An 18,708-nucleotide genomic window follows, 5' to 3' on the forward strand; every position below is an offset into this window, starting at 1 on the left:
TTTGTATTGATTTTTTTGACTAACATCACGCTAAATTAAACACATGAGGGAAGCTATCAAGGTATTGTTTATTACACAGGAGATTACACCTTTTCTTCCTGAATCGGAAATTGCCACACTTTGTCGTTATTTACCACAAGCAGTACAAGATCGAGGAAACGAAATTCGAGCTTTCATGCCAAAATTCGTAACAATTAACGAAAGAAGGAACCAATTACATGAAGTACAACGGCTTTCCGGGATGAACATTATTATTGACGACACTGACCATCCGTTAATTATCAAAGTAGCCTCTTTGCAAGCTGCGCGTATGCAAGTTTATTTTATTGACAATGAAGATTATTTCCACCGTCGGAATATTTTGGCGGATGAAAATGGCATCGAATATAAAGACAATGGCGAGCGCACTATTTTTTTCGCCAGAGGAGTATTGGAAACTATAAAAAAATTACGCTGGACACCTGATGTTATTCACTGCCACGGCTGGATGACTGCACTCGTCCCACTATATATCAAACATGCTTATTCGGACGATCCATGTTTTCGCAATGCAAAGATGGTTTATTCCATATATAACGATGAATTCAACACTCCATTTCAGAAAAACTATGGAGAAATACTACGTATTGATGGAGTAAAAGAAGAGTATTTGAGCGCAATTAAAAATAATCCTATAGATTTCAACGCTGTTACTAAACTGGCTATTGACTTTTCAGATGCTGTTATTCAGGGAAGTCAAACCATACAAGAAAATTTAGTCAACTATATTACCTTAAAAACAAATCGTCCTTTTTTACCATACCAAGCACCTGATAACTATACAGACGCTTACATCGAGCTCTATAAGTCAATTTTATAATGCAGTTCCAGATAATTCACAAGGATCTAAATCACAATCAAAACCATAGCATATTTCAGGAGTATAACAATAGACCTCCAAAACATATGCACGTTACAAGCGAGTTTTAAACTTAAAAATACATTTGCCATGATATAAGCTTATTCTATCTCCAAATAAATAAGATAGAATACATATTAGAATCAGGCTATTAAACAAATAAATTACTTTCAGATGAAATATTTTCTTTCTGTTATAGCAATTGTTGCCATGGTGATTGTATCATCATGTACTGATTCATCAAGTGATTTAGGTCTATCCATACGTCCCTCAGGAGATTTAATTGCTGTGGGAACAGATACCTTTGGTATTAGCACTTCCAATTACATCGTTCCCAATATGGTTTCCCCAAACGATACTTTCTTATTAGGCAACTACTATGACCCTAAGTATGGAACAACTAAAGGTGAAATACTGGCTCAATTCACCTGTCCGATTGGATTTCAATTTCCAGCAGGAGCACATCCGGATTCGTTGTCATTATACATCCTATTCAATAATTGGTTTGGAGCTTCACAGTCTCCTTTGCGAATTAGTGCATACGAAATGGATGGTACTCCTTTGAGTTATAATACAACGTATTATACAGATCTAAACATTGCAGACTACTGTAGCAAGAATATTCTTTTAGGGAATCGTATCATGGCTGCAATTCCCGATACAGTTGCTGATTCTGCTACATACCAACCCCATCTTACATACAAATTCTCCCAAGCAGAAGTGCAGAAATTTTATAATGCAGCAAGCAATGGTGCGTTTGATAGTCAAAGCACTTTCACCAATTATTTTAAAGGCATTTATCTGACATCTGATTATGGGAATGGAGCGGTTTGGTATGTAAATCGCTTATACATGGAACTTTATTTCCATTATAATGCTTTTATAAACAACAAAGACACAACGTTAACCTCAGGATTAGTATTTCCAGCCAGCAAAGACGTTCGACAGATAAATCGAATCACACACCCCGATATCTCACAAATACCAGCTGTGCCGGATAGTGTTACTTATATCTGTGCACCGGCAGGAATCTATACCCAAGTGAATATTCCCGTCGCACGCATTGTCAATCGGATTAAAGCTCGTTGGAGTGGCAAAGTCAATAGCATTAACCATGCTGAACTACGGATGGAAGTTACTGAACGGGACACAGTTGATGCATACGTAATGCACATTCCAAGCTATTTAGTATTGGTTCCAAAGACAAAAATCAACTCCTTCCGGGTTGGAGATACCACGTTGATTACGGCTGCATATAACTCAACCGATCATTATTATAGTTTTGATCTGTCAAGTTATCTGACCCGAGAACTCCGCAGCTCGAACCCACCTGCTACTGACCAATTGTTAGTTATTCCCGTAAGTATAACTTCAAGATCGGCGGCAGGTTATATTGCAGGTTTAGCCCCAAAAGTAAATTTAAATGCAGTAGTCTTACGCACTAGCAAGAGCGTTTCTCCTTTACGCTTAGAAGTTGTTTATAATGGATTTTAGTCTTTAACAGACACGCATAAGATAAAACTATTGAACGTGGCTGTTTTTTTACATTCGGGGAAATAACCGTCTAGCATTATTTTGTTCCCATTTGCCTCATTGATTAAGGTTTTATCTGCAGGACAAAAGAGTAAAAAATAATTATAATTGCAATGTCGAGTTGTCAATTTGTCAAAATAGACTTATCTTTGCCCCAAAATAATTGAGGTGGAAGCATTTTTTAGAACACACAAATATTTAGTAGAACACGTCAAGTCTCCAGTTCAAAGATTATTAATGAACGAGATTGACTGGAATTATCGTTTAATTGGCATCAAAGGATGTCGCGGAGTCGGCAAAACAACATTTTTACTCGAATACGCAAAACAACACTTTGGCCCCGATGATCGCTCTTGCCTTTATATCAATCTGAATAACTTTTACTTCACAACTCATTCGTTAGCTGATTTTGCAGATGAATTTGCAAAAATCGGAGGACGAACCTTACTTATCGATCAGGTATTTAAACTACCCAACTGGGCAGCTGCATTGCGGGAATGCTACGATCGTGTTCCTGATTTAAATATTATATTTTCAGGCTCTTCCGTTATGCGGTTGAAAGATGAAAATTCTCCTATTCGTGATATCGTTCAGCCATATAATTTACGAGGATTTTCATTTCGTGAATTTTTAAACCTGATGACAGAAAAGCAATTTCAGGCGTATTCGTTAAATGACATTCTCAACAATCATCGCCAGATTGCAACTGAAATTACTTCGAAAGTGAAGCCATTAGCCTATTTCCAAAACTATTTACATCATGGATTTGCTCCTTATTTTCTCGAGAAACGTAATTTTTCGGAAAATCTATTGAAAACCATGAATATGATGCTGGAAGTAGATGTCCTATTTATCAAACAAATAGAGCTTAAATATTTACCTAAAATCCGGAAACTCCTTTATTTAGTAGCTCAAGACTCTCCAACGGTATTAAATGTTAGTCAGCTTAGTAGCGAAATCAATATATCACGAGCTACTATAATGCACTATATAAAATACTTAAGTGAGGCAAGGCTTTTAAATCTGCTTTATAACGAAGGAGAATCTTTTCCCAAAAAACCAGCTATGGTATATATGCAAAACACAAATCTAATGCATGCCATTAGCCCGGGAAATGTCAATGTTCAGGCACAAAGAGAAACATTTTTCTATAATTCTCTTTATAAAGACCATCAAGTATACAAAGGAAAAAAAGAAGCTCAATTTTTAATCGATGGAAAAATGCCTTTTGTAATTAATGATACAACATATAGACAAAAGATAAAGCCTGAAAATTACTATGCAACCGATAAAATCGAAGTGGGACAAAGTAATGTTATTCCATTATGGTTGTTTGGCTTTTTATACTAAACCAAGAGAGAAAAAATACAGTGACTAACGCAAAAGAAAAACAAGGAAAAGTAATTATCAATAAATCTTACAATTATGGCAAAAGAAAAAAAATTTTTGACCTGTGATGGGAATCAAGCTGCTGCACATATTGCATATATGTTTAGCGAAGTGGCTGCCATTTATCCTATTACACCATCTTCAACTATGGCTGAATATGTAGATGAATGGGCCGCTAATGGAAGAAAAAATATTTTCAACGAAACTGTCTTAGTCCAAGAAATGCAATCGGAAGCAGGAGCGGCCGGTGCGGTACATGGATCATTACAAGCCGGAGCGTTGACAACAACCTTCACAGCTTCGCAAGGTCTTTTGCTGATGATCCCAAATATGTATAAGATTGCAGGCGAGTTATTACCAAGCGTATTCCACGTCTCTGCACGTGCGATAGCCGCTCATGCCCTATCTATTTTCGGAGATCATCAGGACGTTATGGCTGTTCGTCAAACAGGATTTGCCATGTTGGCAACAGGATCAGTACAAGAAGTAATGGATTTGGCAGGTGTTACCCATTTAGCTACCATAAAATCAAGAGTACCTTTTGTTCATTTTTTTGACGGCTTCCGTACATCTCACGAAATTCAAAAAATTGAAGCTTTATCAAACGAAGATCTTGCTCAATTTATTGATCAGGATGCTTTAAGTGCTTTCCGCAAGCGTGCATTGAATCCAGAAAATCCTGTAACACGAGGCACAGCTCAAAACGGCGATATTTACTTTCAGGCAAGAGAAGCATGCAATCCTTTCTATGAAGCAGTTCCTGGTATTGTGGATGAGTACATGGAAAAACTAGCAAGCGTAACCGGACGCCGTTATCATTTATTTGATTATTATGGCGCAGCAGATGCTGATCGTGTAATCATCGCAATGGGTTCTGTAACCGAAGCAATCCGTGAAACTATTGACTATCTGACAGCACAAGGAGAAAAAGTTGGGTTAGTAGCTGTTCACTTATTCCGTCCGTTCTCCACCAAACATTTATTAGCTGCAATTCCTTCTACAGCTAAAAACATTGCAGTACTCGATCGCACAAAAGAACCAGGCTCAGTTGGCGAACCTCTTTACTTAGATGTAAAGGACGCATTCTACGGTACACCTAACGCTCCTGTTATTGTAGGAGGTCGCTATGGCTTATCTTCCAAAGATACAACTCCTGCACAGATTTTAGCTGTTTATGAAAATTTAAGCAGACAAGAACCCAAGGATGGTTTTACCATTGGTATTGTGGATGATGTAACGTTTACGTCGCTACCTAAAAAGGAAGAAATTGTATTTGAAAATGGTCCTTTCGAAGCAAAATTTTATGGACTGGGTGCTGACGGAACAGTTGGTGCAAATAAAAACTCAATTAAAATTATTGGCGAGAGCACAAACAAATATTGCCAAGCTTACTTTGAATACGATTCAAAAAAATCTGGAGGATTCACTTGTTCTCATTTACGATTTGGGGACAATCCTATTCGCTCTACCTACATGGTAAACACACCGGATTTCGTAGCTTGCCATGTTTCAGCTTACCTGCGTTTATACGATGTTTTACGTGGATTGAAAAAAGGAGGAACTTTCTTGCTTAATTCAATCTGGAATGCAGAAGAAACAAAAAAACATCTCCCAGATAGTGTAAAAGCCTATCTGGCAAAAAATAATATTACATTCTATATCATTGATGCTACTAAGATTGCTCAGGAGATTGGGTTAGGTAACCGTACCAATACGATTTTACAATCTGCATTTTTCAAAATTACTGGCGTTATTCCTTATGACATGGCAGTCGAACAAATGAAGAAATTCATTGTAAAAACCTATGGCAAAAAAGGAGAAAAAGTAATCAATATGAACTATGCCGCAGTAGATCGTGGAAGTGAAGTTACCAAAATTGAAGTTCCTACAGAATGGGCTGCACTCGAAGGAACATTCACATTGCCAACACTCGATGCTCCTGCTTTCATCAACAATATTGTTCGTCCAATCAACGCCCAAATAGGGAACGATCTTCCTGTTTCTGCTTTCGTCGGTCGTGAAGATGGGACGTGGGATATGGGAACTTCCGCATACGAAAAACGTGGCGTTGCAACACATGTACCAATCTGGAAATCTGAAAATTGCATTCAATGTAATCAATGTGCGTATGTTTGTCCTCACGCTGTAATTCGTCCATTTGTTTTGGATACCGAAGAGCAGGCAAAAGCACCTCAATTTGCTACGCTAAAAGCAAACGGAAAGCAATTCGAAAATATGCAGTTCCGTATTCAAGTTGACGTACTTGACTGTACTGGCTGTGGAAACTGTGCTGATGTTTGTCCTGGAAACAAAAACGGTAAAGCCCTCGAAATGGTTCCATTGGAAGGCCAATTACACGAACAAGCTAACTGGACATTCTTACGCAATGAAGTAAAATCCAAAGCATCTCTTGTTGACATTAAGATGAATGTCAAAAACTCACAATTTGCGACTCCTCTCTTTGAATTCTCAGGAGCATGTGCTGGTTGTGGAGAAACCCCTTATGTAAAATTAGTTTCTCAACTCTTTGGATCACGGCAGATGATTGCAAACGCAACTGGCTGTTCATCCATTTATTCAGGATCAGCTCCATCAACGCCTTACACAACTGATGAAAATGGACACGGACCCGTTTGGGCCAACTCATTGTTTGAAGACAACGCAGAATATGGAATGGGAATGGCAATCGCAACACGCAAAATCCGTGAACGCTTAATTGAATTAATGAAAGAAGTGCCTTCCTGCACAAATTGCTCAGAAGAATTTAAAGCCTTGAGTCAGGAATGGCTGGCAAAATATAATGACGCTGATGCAACAATATTATTAACAGCAAAAATATTACCCTTACTCGAACAATGTGATTGCGAAATCTGCAAAACCATTCTTACATTAAAACAATATCTGATCAAAAAATCACAATGGATTATTGGTGGTGACGGATGGGCATATGACATCGGGTATGGAGGATTAGATCATGTTATTGCAAGTGGCGAAAATGTTAATATTCTGGTTCTTGATACTGAAGTATATTCGAATACAGGAGGACAATCCTCAAAATCTACTCCAGTGGGAGCAGTTGCTAAATTTGCAGCATCAGGCAAACGTATCCGCAAAAAAGATCTTGGATTAATGGCGACTACTTATGGTTATGTCTATGTTGCACAAATAGCCATGGGCGCGAATGAAGCACAAACATTAAAAGCTATTCGCGAAGCAGAAGCGTACGATGGGCCTTCACTGATTATTGCATATTCACCGTGTATTAGTCATGGATTAGCAAGTGGTATGGGCAAAACACAACAAGAAGAAGAAAATGCTGTAGCTTGTGGATACTGGCACCTATGGCGCTATAATCCTGCATTAGCAGAAGAAGGTAAGAATCCGTTTACTCTTGATTCTAAAGAACCTAATTGGGATAATTTCCAAGCATTCCTGCAAGGTGAAGTTCGTTACACATCACTTATGAAACAATTCCCAACTGAAGCAGTAGAATTGTTTAAAGCAGCAGAAGTCAATGCAAAATGGCGTTACAATTCTTACAAACGCCTTGCTGCAGAAGTATACGTTACTGAATAGGAAACTCTCTTTAATTGAAACCAATAATAAACCCGCGTATAGTGATATAGGCGGGTTTATCGTTTTAAAAAGTAATGGAAATATTATTAGGCAATCGTTGTTTTGGAAAAAGGAGGTAAGTCAATATCACAAAACTGCTTATTCAAATATTTATAATATCCTGTTATTGCAATCATTGCGGCATTATCGGTAGTAAAAGCAAATTTAGGAATAAACACATTCCAATGATATTTTTCTCCATGTTCGACAAAAGCCTTCCGTAAGCCAGAATTTGCAGAAACTCCACCAGCCACAGCAACGTCACGGATATTTAGATCAAAAGCAGCTTTACGCAATTTCTCCATCAAGATTTCAATAATCGTGTTTTGCAATGAAGCGCACAGATCGTTAGTATGCCTTTGAATAAAAAATGGATCTTCTTTAAGGTGATCCCGGATTGTATACAGGAAAGATGTCTTTAACCCGCTAAAACTATAATCATAACCTTTAATTTGAGGTTTGCTAAACACAAAAGCATCTGGAGCTCCCTCTTTAGCCAATCGATCGACAACAGGCCCTCCCGGATAAGGTAAGCCCATCACTTTCGCGCACTTATCAAAAGCCTCACCAGCAGCATCATCAATTGTTTGTCCAATGATTTCCATGTCATAATAGGACTTCACCAGAACAATTTGAGAATTACCTCCAGATACAAGCAAACAAAGGAAAGGGAAAGCCGGAGGGGCGAAATCATGGTCTTTTTCCTGAATAAAATGAGCAAGAACGTGTCCCTGCAAATGATTAACATCGATTAATGGAAGATTTAGTGACAAAGCTAATCCTTTAGCAAAAGAGGTTCCGACCAATAAAGATCCCATTAAACCAGGTCCCCGTGTAAAGGCAACAGCATTTAACTGATCTGAAGTTATTCCTGCACGCTCTAAAGCTTCGTAAACCACCGGAATAATATTTTGCTGATGGGCACGTGACGCTAATTCCGGGACAACTCCTCCATAAGCCTTGTGCACATCCTGATTTGCAATAACATTCGACAATAAAATACCATCTGCAATGACAGCAGCAGAAGTATCGTCACAAGACGATTCAATACCTAAAATAATTGTTCTCATTGAAAGAATAAAATCAAACTTAAATTCACGATTCCAGAAAACAAAGGTACTGCTTTTTTCAACGCGGATGTATTTAATTAAAACTCTCCAAACTATGTATGTTAATTGCAGTGATTTATCTGTACGAATCATGATAAAATCGTATCTTTGCATAATATCAAATTAACGATTTTTGTTGACAATGAAACTCACGCCTTCTAGTAACTTTGATGACATTGCTCCACTAAATGAACAGGATATTCCAAATGCTATTCAACAATTGCTTGAAGAGCCAAAATTTGTTCGTATCCTTACCGTTTCGTTCCCTACGCTTCCCATAGAAGTTGTCAAGGCACAATTTCGCAGTATTACGACAGTCGGAGACTTTCAACAAAAAATAGCACGCCCATTTTTAAGAGACCTAGAAGCACAAACGAGCAACGGAATCTATTTGTTGGGGACAGAACAACTTTCAGTAACTCAAAATTACCTTTTCCTTTCTAATCATAGAGATATAACATTAGATGCTTCTTATTTATGTGTAAAACTATTAGAAAAAGGGTTTGATACGGTAGAAGTTGCAGTTGGTAATAATCTACTGCTTGAAAGCTGGATCGAAACCTTAGTCAGACTAAATAAAAGTTTTATCGTGCAAAGAGGGCTACGAGGCCGAGCCCAATTAGAGGCTTCCCGTCATTTGTCCGATTATATCCATTATGCAATCAAAAACAAACATCAATCAGTTTGGCTTGCACAACGGGAAGGAAGAGCCAAAGACAGTAATGACCGCACCCAGGAAAGTTTACTAAAAATGCTTGCCATGTCAGGAGATCAATCACCTGTTGAAAACTTGGCATCTCTTGCGATACGTCCTCTCATCATATCATATGAATATGATCCGTGTGATTTTCTAAAAGCGAAAGAATTACAACAAAGGAGGGATGATCCTTGTTTTCAAAAAAGCCCCAAAGACGATCTAATAAGTATGGAAACGGGGATTACCGGTTTCAAAGGAAAAGTAGTCTATAAAATTGGGAAACAACTAAGTCTTCCTGTTGATCGATTGCATGCTTTACCAAGATCAGAACAATTCAGTACCATTGCAAAGCTAATCGATCAGGAGATACATCAAAATTATCAAATTTACAACTCAAATAAAGTAGCATTTGATCAGTTGTTTCCTGATCAAAAGGTTGGAGAATACACCCTTGAAGAACAACAACAATTCGACTATTATATCCAAGCACAAATTGCAAAAATTGATTTAGAACACAAGGATGAAGCTTTTTTGAAACAAAAACTTCTGGAGATTTACGCAAATCCCTTAATTAACTATAGAGAAGCTATTAAATAATCTTTCGTCTCATGAAAAGGCTGGTAGTACTTACTGGGGCAGGAATTAGTGCAGAAAGCGGAATTCGCACCTTTCGTGATTCAGGTGGCTTATGGGAATCTTATCGTGTAGAAGATGTTGCCAGCCCTGAAGGTTGGGCTACAAACCCCACATTAGTGCTCAATTTTTATGCCAAACGAAGAGCAGAATTATTAACTGCCTCGCCTAATGATGGGCACAAAGGCTTGGTTCGACTCGAAGAATTCTTCAAAGTTGACATTATTACGCAAAACATCGATAATTTGCATGAAAAAGCAGGGAGCACACATGTTCTGCACCTTCATGGAGAATTAAATAAAGTTTGCTCATCCTGCAATCCATCTTATATCATTACATTACCAGAAGAAGCACCATATATCAAATTAGGAGACAAATGCCCGCTTGGATGTCAATTACGTCCTTTTGTGGTTTGGTTCGGAGAGTCAGTTCCGGCCATAGAACAAGCGATAGACATAACACAACAGGCAGATATTTTTGCCATTGTAGGTACCTCAATGAATGTCTACCCAGCAGCAGGTCTGATTCATTATTTATCTTCGGGAACTCCAATTTATTTAATTGATCCACAGCCAGTAGAAACTTCAAAAAATCAGGAAATCCATTTCATACAGCAGCCAGCTTCCTTGGGGATACCTATCTTAGAAGACTTATTAAAATCAAGATAACACAACATAAAAAAGGGTATTTGACCACTACACCCACGATACTCTCCTATCAATTTTAAATTATTGTTTTGGAGAGCGGGAATCATCTTTTCTTTTTATCCGCATACCCAACCACGCCATAACCATATCGGTAATAGCCAGATTTCATATCTACGCCGTTAAGAATAACTCCTACATTGGAAAGATGCTTCTCCTGAACTAAGTTCTGTAAATGTTGTACAGAATGCTTAGGAGTAACATCTTGCCTACAAACATACACTACTGCATCAGCAATTCGGTTTAATGCCAACGTATCGGCAACTAGCCCAACAGGAGCTGAATCAATAATAATATAATCAAATAAGGCATCTAATTGTTCAAATAATTCTTCTACTCTTGAAGTTAAAAGCAATTCAGTTGGATTTGGTGGTACAACTCCCGATTGTAAAATCGACAAATATGGATGCAATGATGAAGGAAAGATCAATTTTTCAAGAGAGGCAGATGAATTAGCCAAAAAATCAGTAACTCCTGCTTTTACATCCATGTGGGTATATTCTGCTAAGCGAGGAACTCTTATATCCATCCCAACTATTATCGTTTTCTTGCCAAGCATTGCCATTGCTAAAGCAAGATTAATAGCTACCACGCTTTTCCCTTCGTTTGACACGCTAGAAGTCACAAGCACTCGTTTTCCCTGCTTAGCCGCCAAAAGAAAACTTAAATTAGACCGAATCATTCGGAACATTTCTGAGAAGTTGGAATTATCTCCTTCTTGAATCAGAATTCTCTCTTCACCTCTAAATATCCCGATTTCACCCAAAATAGGCAAAGATGTCATCTTTTCAATTTCTTTCCTTGATGATATCTTGTTATGCATTATCTCATAGATATACAAATAAGCTATGGTCAGAAAAATCGCTAGTAGAAATGCTACAATTAAAATTACTTTCTTTTTAGGGAATATAGGGAAAGGAGATACAAAAGCCGGATCAACAATCTTAGTTGAAGTAACAGCAGCAGCCAATGAAAGAGCATTTTCTTCTCTCTTCTGTAGGAGGAAAAGATATAGATTCTGCTTTATCTCTTGTTGTCGTTTTATTTCTGTATATTGACGTTCAATAACTGGAATTTGATCAATTTGAGCAAGACAAGCCTCATTTTTTTTAATCAAACTATTCTTGGCAATTACTAAAGTAGAATGAATATTTATAACACTGGATAAAATATTCTTTTGGACCATCTTAATTTTTGTCTCCAGTTGTTGTAATACAGGATTCCTTTCGTTTGTAGATTGCAAAAGTCTTAATCTTTGTAGCAACAAAACATCATAATCCCCAATAATATCAACCAGTCCTTTATCTTGAATACCAAGATCAGAAGGTATTAAAGCATACTGATCCACTGGCGTTTTAAGTTGTTGTTCTACCCACTTCACTCCATTAAGCTGAATTTCTAATGTTGTAAGTTGTTTCCGATACTCATTCGATGAAGCCAGAATAATCTTAGTTTGATCTGGGATATCTGCGATATTATGAGCCATTTTATATTCTTCAATCTGACTTTCCACCTCAGATAACTCTACCGAAATTTTGTTCAATCTCTCTTCTACAAATTCAGCAGTTCTGGCGGCCATTAAACTTTTGTCATTAAGAGCATCTGCATTATACAATGAAATCATTGTATTAATAATGTCTCTCCCTTTTTGTTTATTGGCAACCACAAGAGAAAGGTCAATAACATTCGATTCTTTACGTGCCAATGTAACAGAAAGCAACTTCTCGTATGATTCAATTTGGTTAGGTAAGGGAATAATATTGATCTTTAATTTTTCTCCATTTTTAAAAGATCGATTTTGATGAAAAGTAAAATTGCCCCATGGCGTTACATATGTTCCATCTATTTTATGAATGATACAACTAAAATCTTCTTTATTATCCTTGTTATAAACGGCATTTACTTTATAAACATTATTGTTTCTGGTAATATACATCTCAATCGTACCCAATAAACTATCTTGTAGTGATTGTGGAATGGATACACTTATCGGAGAAACAGGGTATTGTTCCTGATACTTAAAACCTTGCTTCAAATAATATTGTTTTTGCAATCCAAGTTGTCCAATCATTTTACCAATCAACCGCTCTGATTTAATTACATAAATCTCATCATCAGCTTGTTTTTTCCCAAGGGACAATCCAAAATCGCCTAATTGAGATAGTTTTGATGCAAGATCACTTTTATCATCACTTCTTAATAAAATAGCTCCTGTTACTTGATATTTAGGTGCTGCAATCTTTAAATATAGGAAAGCTAATAACAAAGATGCTGCAATAACAACAACAAAATAACGCCACTTTGTTACATAAAAAAATAATAATTCGATAATATCAATCTCTTCTTTTTGATTTTCAGATTTTTGATTAGGCTGTTGGAATTGCATACAAACAAATTTAATCTTGACAAATCAAATAAAATGCTTATTTTCTAAACAATGAGACTAACACAGCTATGGTTGTCACTAATGTTGAAATAACAGAAATATACAAGGAAGTATTCTGGTTATCAGCATTAATTATCTTAGTACTATTAGGTTCCACATATAGCACGTCGTTCTGGTGTAGATAATAATATGGGGAATTCAATAATGCTGATTTATTAAAGTTAATGCGCACATATTCTTTTTTCCCGTCATAGTCACGAACTAATAGCACATTACTCCGCTTGCCAAACACTGTCATATCACCTGCATATCCTAACGCTTGCAAAATGGTAACCTGATTATTGGGAATAGTATAAGTTCCGGGATGATTTACTTCTCCCAAAACAGTCACTTTAAAATTCATAATTTGTAAAACAACCACAGGATTTTTCAAGTAAGGCAATAATTTTTGCTTCAGAAGATGTACAACTTCATCTTTATTTAACCCTGCTACGTGGATTTTCCCTATTACAGGAAAAGTAATCATACCTGAGTTATCCACAATATAGGGTTGAAAATTTGGAGTAGAATACAATTGCTCCGAACCAGGTGCTACATATGATGCAATAGGGAGATTAAAAGGTAGAGAGGCGGTTGGATCTATGGTAGCAACAGTGATAGAAAGAGCATCTCCAATCACAATATGAACATCAGGAGGTAGCAAAGTGGTATCAGACATTAAATGTGCATTCAATGGAATATCCCTAAAATAAGGAATGTTCTTATTGGAAGCACACGAGAGTAACAAAGTTGGGATTACAATCAATAATAATAGCTTTTTCATCCGATTACCTTTGTACTATAATATTTGTATTGGATCAGTCAATCTAGGACACAGAATAAATCTCTTTCTTTATCTAAATAAGTAGTCTTATTTAGATAAAGGTAAAACAACTCACTATATGGTAAACATCTGGTTTCAATTAGCGACTTGCTTTAAGCCCTGCAATCACAGCACGGGTAAATCCGGCTTCTTCCATAGCATTTAAGCCCTTTATAGTTAATCCACCAGGAGTAGTTACTTTGTCTATTTCGACTTCCGCATGAGCACTATCATCTAACAACAAAGTTGCAGCTCCAATTAAAGTTTGCGCTATCATTTGCTGAGCCTGCATCGGAGAAAATCCCATTTCCACGCCACCTTCAGTGGCCGCTCTGACATATCGTAGCGCATATGCTATACCACAAGATGTCAGTGAAGTTGCTGCACTCATTAATGTTTCTGGAATAAACATCACCTTCCCTAACTTTTCCATTAAACTGCTTATCATTATATCTTGCTCATCTGTAGTATTCTGAGAAGCAATTAAAGTCATACTTTCACCTAAAGCAATTGCTGTGTTTGGAATTAAACGATACACTGGAAAAACATATTGCAATTTTCTGTTAATAGATTCTAAGGTAATTCCTGCCGCAATGGACACCAAAATATGACGATCAGGATTAAGTGATGCATTAATTTCCTCAAGGACAATCTCTACCAACCAAGGTTTTACCGCGATGATAATAATATCCGCATTTGCAACAGCTTCCACATTATCTGTAAATATGTGATCGCAATAGGAAGAAGATTTCTCCAGTTTCTCCTGGCTTACATCAGCCAAACAGATTTTCAAACTATCAAAATCCTTTTTATGTTGAAATAGCCCTTTTGCAATGGCGCCACCCATATTACCGGCTCCAATAATAGTAATTTGCATAGTTGTTCCCATTTTTATAACTTCATTTATCTATTTCCAATCCAATTGCATCTATACCCGGCAAGGCATCATCACGCATGCCTTGTCGAATTGTAAAAATATAATTTCCATGAGATTTAAATCTTTTATTGTGCGCTATTAATACAGGCATTGAATAGACACTAAATCCGCTTCCCAACCATTTGCCACGATCATCAGCCAAATAACATTCTACAGTGTCTTTTGAAACAATCCCTTTTGGGGATTGCTCATCAATAAACATCCAGAAATTTTGATATGGATACGATGATTGATGCCTTAGATTAACAATCACATTATATTGAGCAGTTGTATCATGCACTGGTACAACAAAATACACAATGCTATCTTTACTCCACCCGGTTGAAGGCAGCGAATGGAAATGATTATAGAGAGCATTTGAGTTACACCCAAGGAGTAAAACTCCGCATCCCAACCAAAAGCTATGAATTAGCGCTTTGCGGACGATTTGCAGGCCCATGTTTTTTATTTCGAGATTTATGTTTTTTCTTTTTTGCTGGATCAAAACGAGTTACGCTGTCTTGTCCTACCACATTTTGAAAATCCACATTAACTACATTGGACTTTTCTTCGCGTTTTTCTTCCAGAGAACCAACTTTCTCCCCTTTACGATTCAACGCAAGAATTTCTTTAACGCGATCGACTGAAAGGACAACCAAATTGGCAGCTATTCCAGGAGCAGACGAATAAGTCATCTGGCGTTTAAATACGTCTGTTTTAAAGTGATAATAGGTACCTGTAAGTGCTTCAAGAGGAATATCTTTGGATGGAAAGTCTTTCTGAACATCCATATACGAATCCAACTCGTAATTAATACAACATTTCAGTTTTGCACACTGGCCAGCAAGCTTTTGCGGATTAGTTGATAAATCTTGGTAACGAGCAGCATTAGTAGCTACTGACACAAAATTGCCCATCCATGTTGAACAACAAAGTTCCCGCCCACAAGGTCCAATACCACCAATGCGACCCGCTTCCTGACGCGCTCCTATCTGACGCATTTCAATACGAATACCGAATTCCTCCGCTAAGACCTTGATTAATTGACGAAAATCTACTCGTTCGTCAGCAATATAATAGAAAATGGCTTTATTACCATCTCCTTGGTATTCCACATCTCCAATTTTCATATTAAGATTAAGATCAGCGGCAATGCGTCGGGTTCTGATCATCGTATCATGTTCCTTTGCTTTAGCCTCTTCATATTTCTCAATATCAATCGGACGGGCTTTGCGGTAAACTCTACGAATTTCCGTTTTCTTAGTATTAATCCCATTTTTTTGCATTTGGACTTCCACCAAACGACCGGTAAGCGTTACTTCTCCAATATCATGACCAGGAGTAGCTTCCACAGCAACCATGTCTCCTTTTTCGAGCTTTAATTGATTGCTATTCAGATAATATCCTTTTCGTGTATTTTTAAATTGAACCTCAACAAAAGGACAATCGTCGTGTGTCTCTGGCAAATCGCACATCCAATCTACAGCACTTAATTTTTTATCAGTAGTACGATTTGTTCCTTTTTTATTTATCCGGAATCCTCCGGGGAGTAATATATAATCCATTGATCGACAAATATAATAAACAATTTAAAATCTCCAAAGTATTCTTCATCGAGATAATAAATCATACGAAATCAGTAATTGACAAAGGTACTATTTTTTCAACAAATGACTAAATTGCAATGATAAGTCCAAAAATACCATTTTTGCCTGAACATTACCCTCTATATGTAATTCAGCCAGATCAACCTGATCCATCATTGCTTCAATATTACGTTCATTCACAAAGGGTGAAAATTTTTGAGAGAATTGCATTTCGTCCTGATTCAGATAATTCAATTCTTCTTGTTTAAGATTCAAGATAAAATTCTCACGCAACATCTTTTGCACATAGCTTATGAAGCTCTTTTGCCTTTCTCTGCCTATTTTGGCCATCATTTCTGACCAGCTTTTTAGTTCAAACACATTACGCTGATATGATTGACGCATAAAATAGACAAATTGTTCAAAATTAAATTTTTGTTCTTCGTTTAATTCTATTATTTCAAGGGCTTTGCGAAAATTTCCGTTAGCAATACGAGCTACATACCGGGCATGTTCTTCAGAGAGGTTAAATCGACTTTGAACTGCTTCTGCTAAATCAATATTATGAATTAATGGAACATTAATTCGTTGCGTACGAGACTGAATTGTTGTCAACAAAGCATCGGGCTGCTCTGACACCAAAAGGAATAGCGTCTTTGCAGGTGGTTCTTCCAAAATTTTCAGTAATTTATTGGCACACACAGCATTCATACGCTCCGGTTGCCAAATGGCCATTACTTTATATTCAGATTCGTATGTTTTTAGACTTAATTTCCGGACAATCTCATTACTTTCAGCCTCATAAATCATTCCTTGCTTTTCGGAAGCAATCTGACTCATCCAATCATTATTACTCCCATATGGATTTTGAAGTAAGAAATGTCTAAAATCTGAAACAAAATCATCGCAAATCGCAACTTTAGATTTTTCAAGCTTAACAATCGGAAATACGAAGTGAAGATCAGGATGTTCCAGTTTTGCAAATTTGACACACGAAGGACATGTGCCACAAGCATCATCGGTAGTTGGATGTTTGCAATTAATATATTGGGCGAATGCCAATGCCAAAGACAGTTTTCCAATACCAGCCGAACCATTGATTAACAAAGCATGTGGAATTCGTTCTTCATGAACCAAATTCTTCAATCTTTGTTTAGTGGTCTCTTGTCCTATTATATCCCTGAACAACACAATAATAAATCAATTATTTTCAGACACCCAAATAAATTTAAGCGAGGTGTTGGAATTCAGCCAGCATCTTTATGTGTTGTACAAACAGACGAATATCATCTTCTGTTGTATCAAAAGAGCACATCCAACGAGCTTCAAACTGCTGTTCATCCCATAAATAAAACGGGAATTCTTGTTGTAACGGTTTTACCATAGCCTCAGGCAAACGAACAAATAAAGCATTTGCTTCAACAGGTTGTGTAAATTCAATAAAAGGCAAATCTTTAATCTCTTGTTCAAGTAATTTTGCCATATGATTGGAATGACGTGCCATCGTTAACCACAAATCATTTTCGAATAAAGCTACAAACTGAGCTGAAATAAATCTCATTTTCGAAAAGAGTTGAGTAGCTTGTTTTCGGACATATTGAGCATTTCTAGCCAATTCAGGATTAAAAATCAGAATGGCTTCTCCCATTAATAATCCATTTTTAGTTCCACCAAAACTCATAATATCAACACCGCAATCCACAGTGCAGGCCTTTACATTCACTCCTAAAGAAGCTACAGCATTAGCTATTCGGGCTCCATCCAAATGTACCAGCAAGCCGTGGACATGAGCATATTCACAAAGACGTGACAGTTCCTCTACCTGATATAAAGTTCCCACTTCAGTAGTTTGAGAAATAGAAATCACTCGTGGTTGTACATTGTGCATATTCCCTATGCCTTTTATATATGGGTCAATGAGCTCAGGCGTTAGTTTTCCATCAGGAGTAACTATAGGCTGCAACATGCTTCCGGTTGCTTTAACGGGAGCCCCACACTCATCAGAACAAATATGAGCCGTCTCAGCGCATATGATCGATTCAAATGAATGCACAGCACATTGCAAACATACCACGTTAGCACCTGTGCCATTGAAAACAAAAAGCACTTGTGTATCGTCTCCGAATAAAGATTTAAATTTAGCTTCAGCCTTTTCCGTATACATATCATTCCCATAGGAAGAAGCATGATCCTCATTTGCTTCTATTAAGGCTTCAAAAATGGTCGGATGAACTCCAGAATAATTATCACTTGCAAAACTTTTCACAACAATGAAAGAAAAAAAATAACAACATTAAACTTACATACTCATCATTCCCGATAACGGTCGAGTTGTCTACAAAGATAGCCATTTTATTAAAAACAACCACCTACTTATGCT

General features: G+C 37.1%; 13 protein-coding genes and 1 pseudogene. 6 read left to right on the forward strand and 8 right to left on the reverse strand.

From position 1 onward, the window contains the following. The first annotated feature begins 43 nt into the window (after positions 1–43). The 4 genes and pseudogenes from FHX64_RS08205 to nifJ all read left to right on the forward strand — a co-directional run. Positions 44–859, forward strand: coding sequence for a glycogen/starch synthase (locus FHX64_RS08205; RefSeq protein ID WP_183413295.1), 816 nt, complete (start codon positions 44–46; stop codon positions 857–859). Between the two features lie 213 nt (positions 860–1,072). After that, positions 1,073–2,392 (forward strand): DUF4270 domain-containing protein, encoded by a 1,320-nt coding sequence (locus FHX64_RS08210; RefSeq protein ID WP_183413296.1) that lies wholly within the window; start codon positions 1,073–1,075, stop codon positions 2,390–2,392. A 207-nt stretch (positions 2,393–2,599) separates the two neighbouring features. Then, a complete protein-coding gene (locus FHX64_RS08215; protein WP_183413297.1) occupies positions 2,600–3,781 on the forward strand; it encodes an AAA family ATPase in 1,182 nt (393 codons plus the stop codon). 63 nt (positions 3,782–3,844) lie between these two features. Beyond that, positions 3,845–7,396 (forward strand): annotated as a pseudogene (nifJ, locus tag FHX64_RS08220) (pyruvate:ferredoxin (flavodoxin) oxidoreductase); the annotation flags it as partial. An 86-nt stretch (positions 7,397–7,482) separates the two neighbouring features. Here the strand turns inward: nifJ and tsaD are convergent. Beyond that, complete coding sequence (gene tsaD / locus FHX64_RS08225; protein WP_183413572.1) at positions 7,483–8,505, reverse strand: tRNA (adenosine(37)-N6)-threonylcarbamoyltransferase complex transferase subunit TsaD; 1,023 nt, start codon at positions 8,503–8,505, stop codon at positions 7,483–7,485. 181 nt (positions 8,506–8,686) lie between these two features. On the opposite strand from tsaD, the gene FHX64_RS08230 reads away from it, so the two are divergent. Together FHX64_RS08230 and FHX64_RS08235 are read left to right on the forward strand one after the other, a co-directional pair. Further along, entirely contained in the window at positions 8,687–9,838 is a 1,152-nt protein-coding gene (locus FHX64_RS08230; protein ID WP_183413573.1) for an acyltransferase, read from the forward strand. Between the two features lie 11 nt (positions 9,839–9,849). Further along, positions 9,850–10,542 (forward strand): NAD-dependent deacylase, encoded by a 693-nt coding sequence (locus tag FHX64_RS08235; protein ID WP_183413299.1) that lies wholly within the window; start codon positions 9,850–9,852, stop codon positions 10,540–10,542. A gap of 82 nt (positions 10,543–10,624) precedes the next feature. Here the strand turns inward: FHX64_RS08235 and FHX64_RS08240 are convergent, their stop codons facing one another. From FHX64_RS08240 to FHX64_RS08270, 7 genes are all read right to left on the reverse strand, one after another. Next, complete coding sequence (locus tag FHX64_RS08240; RefSeq protein WP_183413300.1) at positions 10,625–12,964, reverse strand: GumC family protein; 2,340 nt, start codon at positions 12,962–12,964, stop codon at positions 10,625–10,627. A 37-nt stretch (positions 12,965–13,001) separates the two neighbouring features. Next, positions 13,002–13,787 carry a polysaccharide biosynthesis/export family protein gene (locus FHX64_RS08245; protein ID WP_183413301.1) on the reverse strand — a complete coding sequence of 262 codons (786 nt, stop codon included), beginning with the start codon at positions 13,785–13,787 and terminating at the stop codon, positions 13,002–13,004. A 139-nt stretch (positions 13,788–13,926) separates the two neighbouring features. Further along, positions 13,927–14,703 carry a pyrroline-5-carboxylate reductase gene (proC, locus tag FHX64_RS08250; protein ID WP_183413574.1) on the reverse strand — a complete coding sequence of 259 codons (777 nt, stop codon included), beginning with the start codon at positions 14,701–14,703 and terminating at the stop codon, positions 13,927–13,929. A gap of 22 nt (positions 14,704–14,725) precedes the next feature. Then, positions 14,726–15,202 carry a gliding motility lipoprotein GldH gene (locus FHX64_RS08255; RefSeq protein ID WP_183413302.1) on the reverse strand — a complete coding sequence of 159 codons (477 nt, stop codon included), beginning with the start codon at positions 15,200–15,202 and terminating at the stop codon, positions 14,726–14,728. After that, positions 15,165–16,307, reverse strand: a complete 1,143-nt coding sequence (locus FHX64_RS08260) for a PSP1 domain-containing protein (RefSeq protein WP_183413303.1) — start codon at positions 16,305–16,307, stop codon at positions 15,165–15,167. Before FHX64_RS08260 ends, FHX64_RS08255 begins: the two co-directional genes overlap by 38 nt. A 90-nt stretch (positions 16,308–16,397) precedes the next feature. Next, positions 16,398–17,519, reverse strand: a complete 1,122-nt coding sequence (gene holB / locus FHX64_RS08265; protein ID WP_183413304.1) for a DNA polymerase III subunit delta' — start codon at positions 17,517–17,519, stop codon at positions 16,398–16,400. Between the two features lie 37 nt (positions 17,520–17,556). Further along, a complete protein-coding gene (locus tag FHX64_RS08270; RefSeq protein ID WP_183413305.1) occupies positions 17,557–18,594 on the reverse strand; it encodes an aminotransferase class V-fold PLP-dependent enzyme in 1,038 nt (345 codons plus the stop codon). Between the last annotated feature and the right edge of the window lie 114 nt (positions 18,595–18,708).

The sequence above is a fragment of the Microbacter margulisiae genome (genome assembly GCF_014192515.1).
GTDB lineage: Bacteria > Bacteroidota > Bacteroidia > Bacteroidales > Paludibacteraceae > Microbacter > Microbacter margulisiae.

Bases quoted from the DNA above. Each gene is read 5' to 3' on its own strand.
- FHX64_RS08205 (WP_183413295.1), top strand. From the start codon at position 44: ATGAGGGAAGCTATCAAGGTATTGTTTATTACACAGGAGATTACACCT.
- FHX64_RS08230 (WP_183413573.1), top strand. From the start codon at position 8,687: ATGAAACTCACGCCTTCTAGTAACTTTGATGACATTGCTCCACTAAAT.
- FHX64_RS08260 (WP_183413303.1), bottom strand. From the start codon at position 16,307: ATGGATTATATATTACTCCCCGGAGGATTCCGGATAAATAAAAAAGGA.
- FHX64_RS08255 (WP_183413302.1), bottom strand. From the start codon at position 15,202: ATGGGCCTGCAAATCGTCCGCAAAGCGCTAATTCATAGCTTTTGGTTG.
- FHX64_RS08210 (WP_183413296.1), top strand. From the start codon at position 1,073: ATGAAATATTTTCTTTCTGTTATAGCAATTGTTGCCATGGTGATTGTA.
- proC (WP_183413574.1), bottom strand. From the start codon at position 14,703: ATGCAAATTACTATTATTGGAGCCGGTAATATGGGTGGCGCCATTGCA.
- FHX64_RS08240 (WP_183413300.1), bottom strand. From the start codon at position 12,964: ATGCAATTCCAACAGCCTAATCAAAAATCTGAAAATCAAAAAGAAGAG.
- FHX64_RS08245 (WP_183413301.1), bottom strand. From the start codon at position 13,787: ATGAAAAAGCTATTATTATTGATTGTAATCCCAACTTTGTTACTCTCG.
- FHX64_RS08235 (WP_183413299.1), top strand. From the start codon at position 9,850: ATGAAAAGGCTGGTAGTACTTACTGGGGCAGGAATTAGTGCAGAAAGC.
- tsaD (WP_183413572.1), bottom strand. From the start codon at position 8,505: ATGAGAACAATTATTTTAGGTATTGAATCGTCTTGTGACGATACTTCT.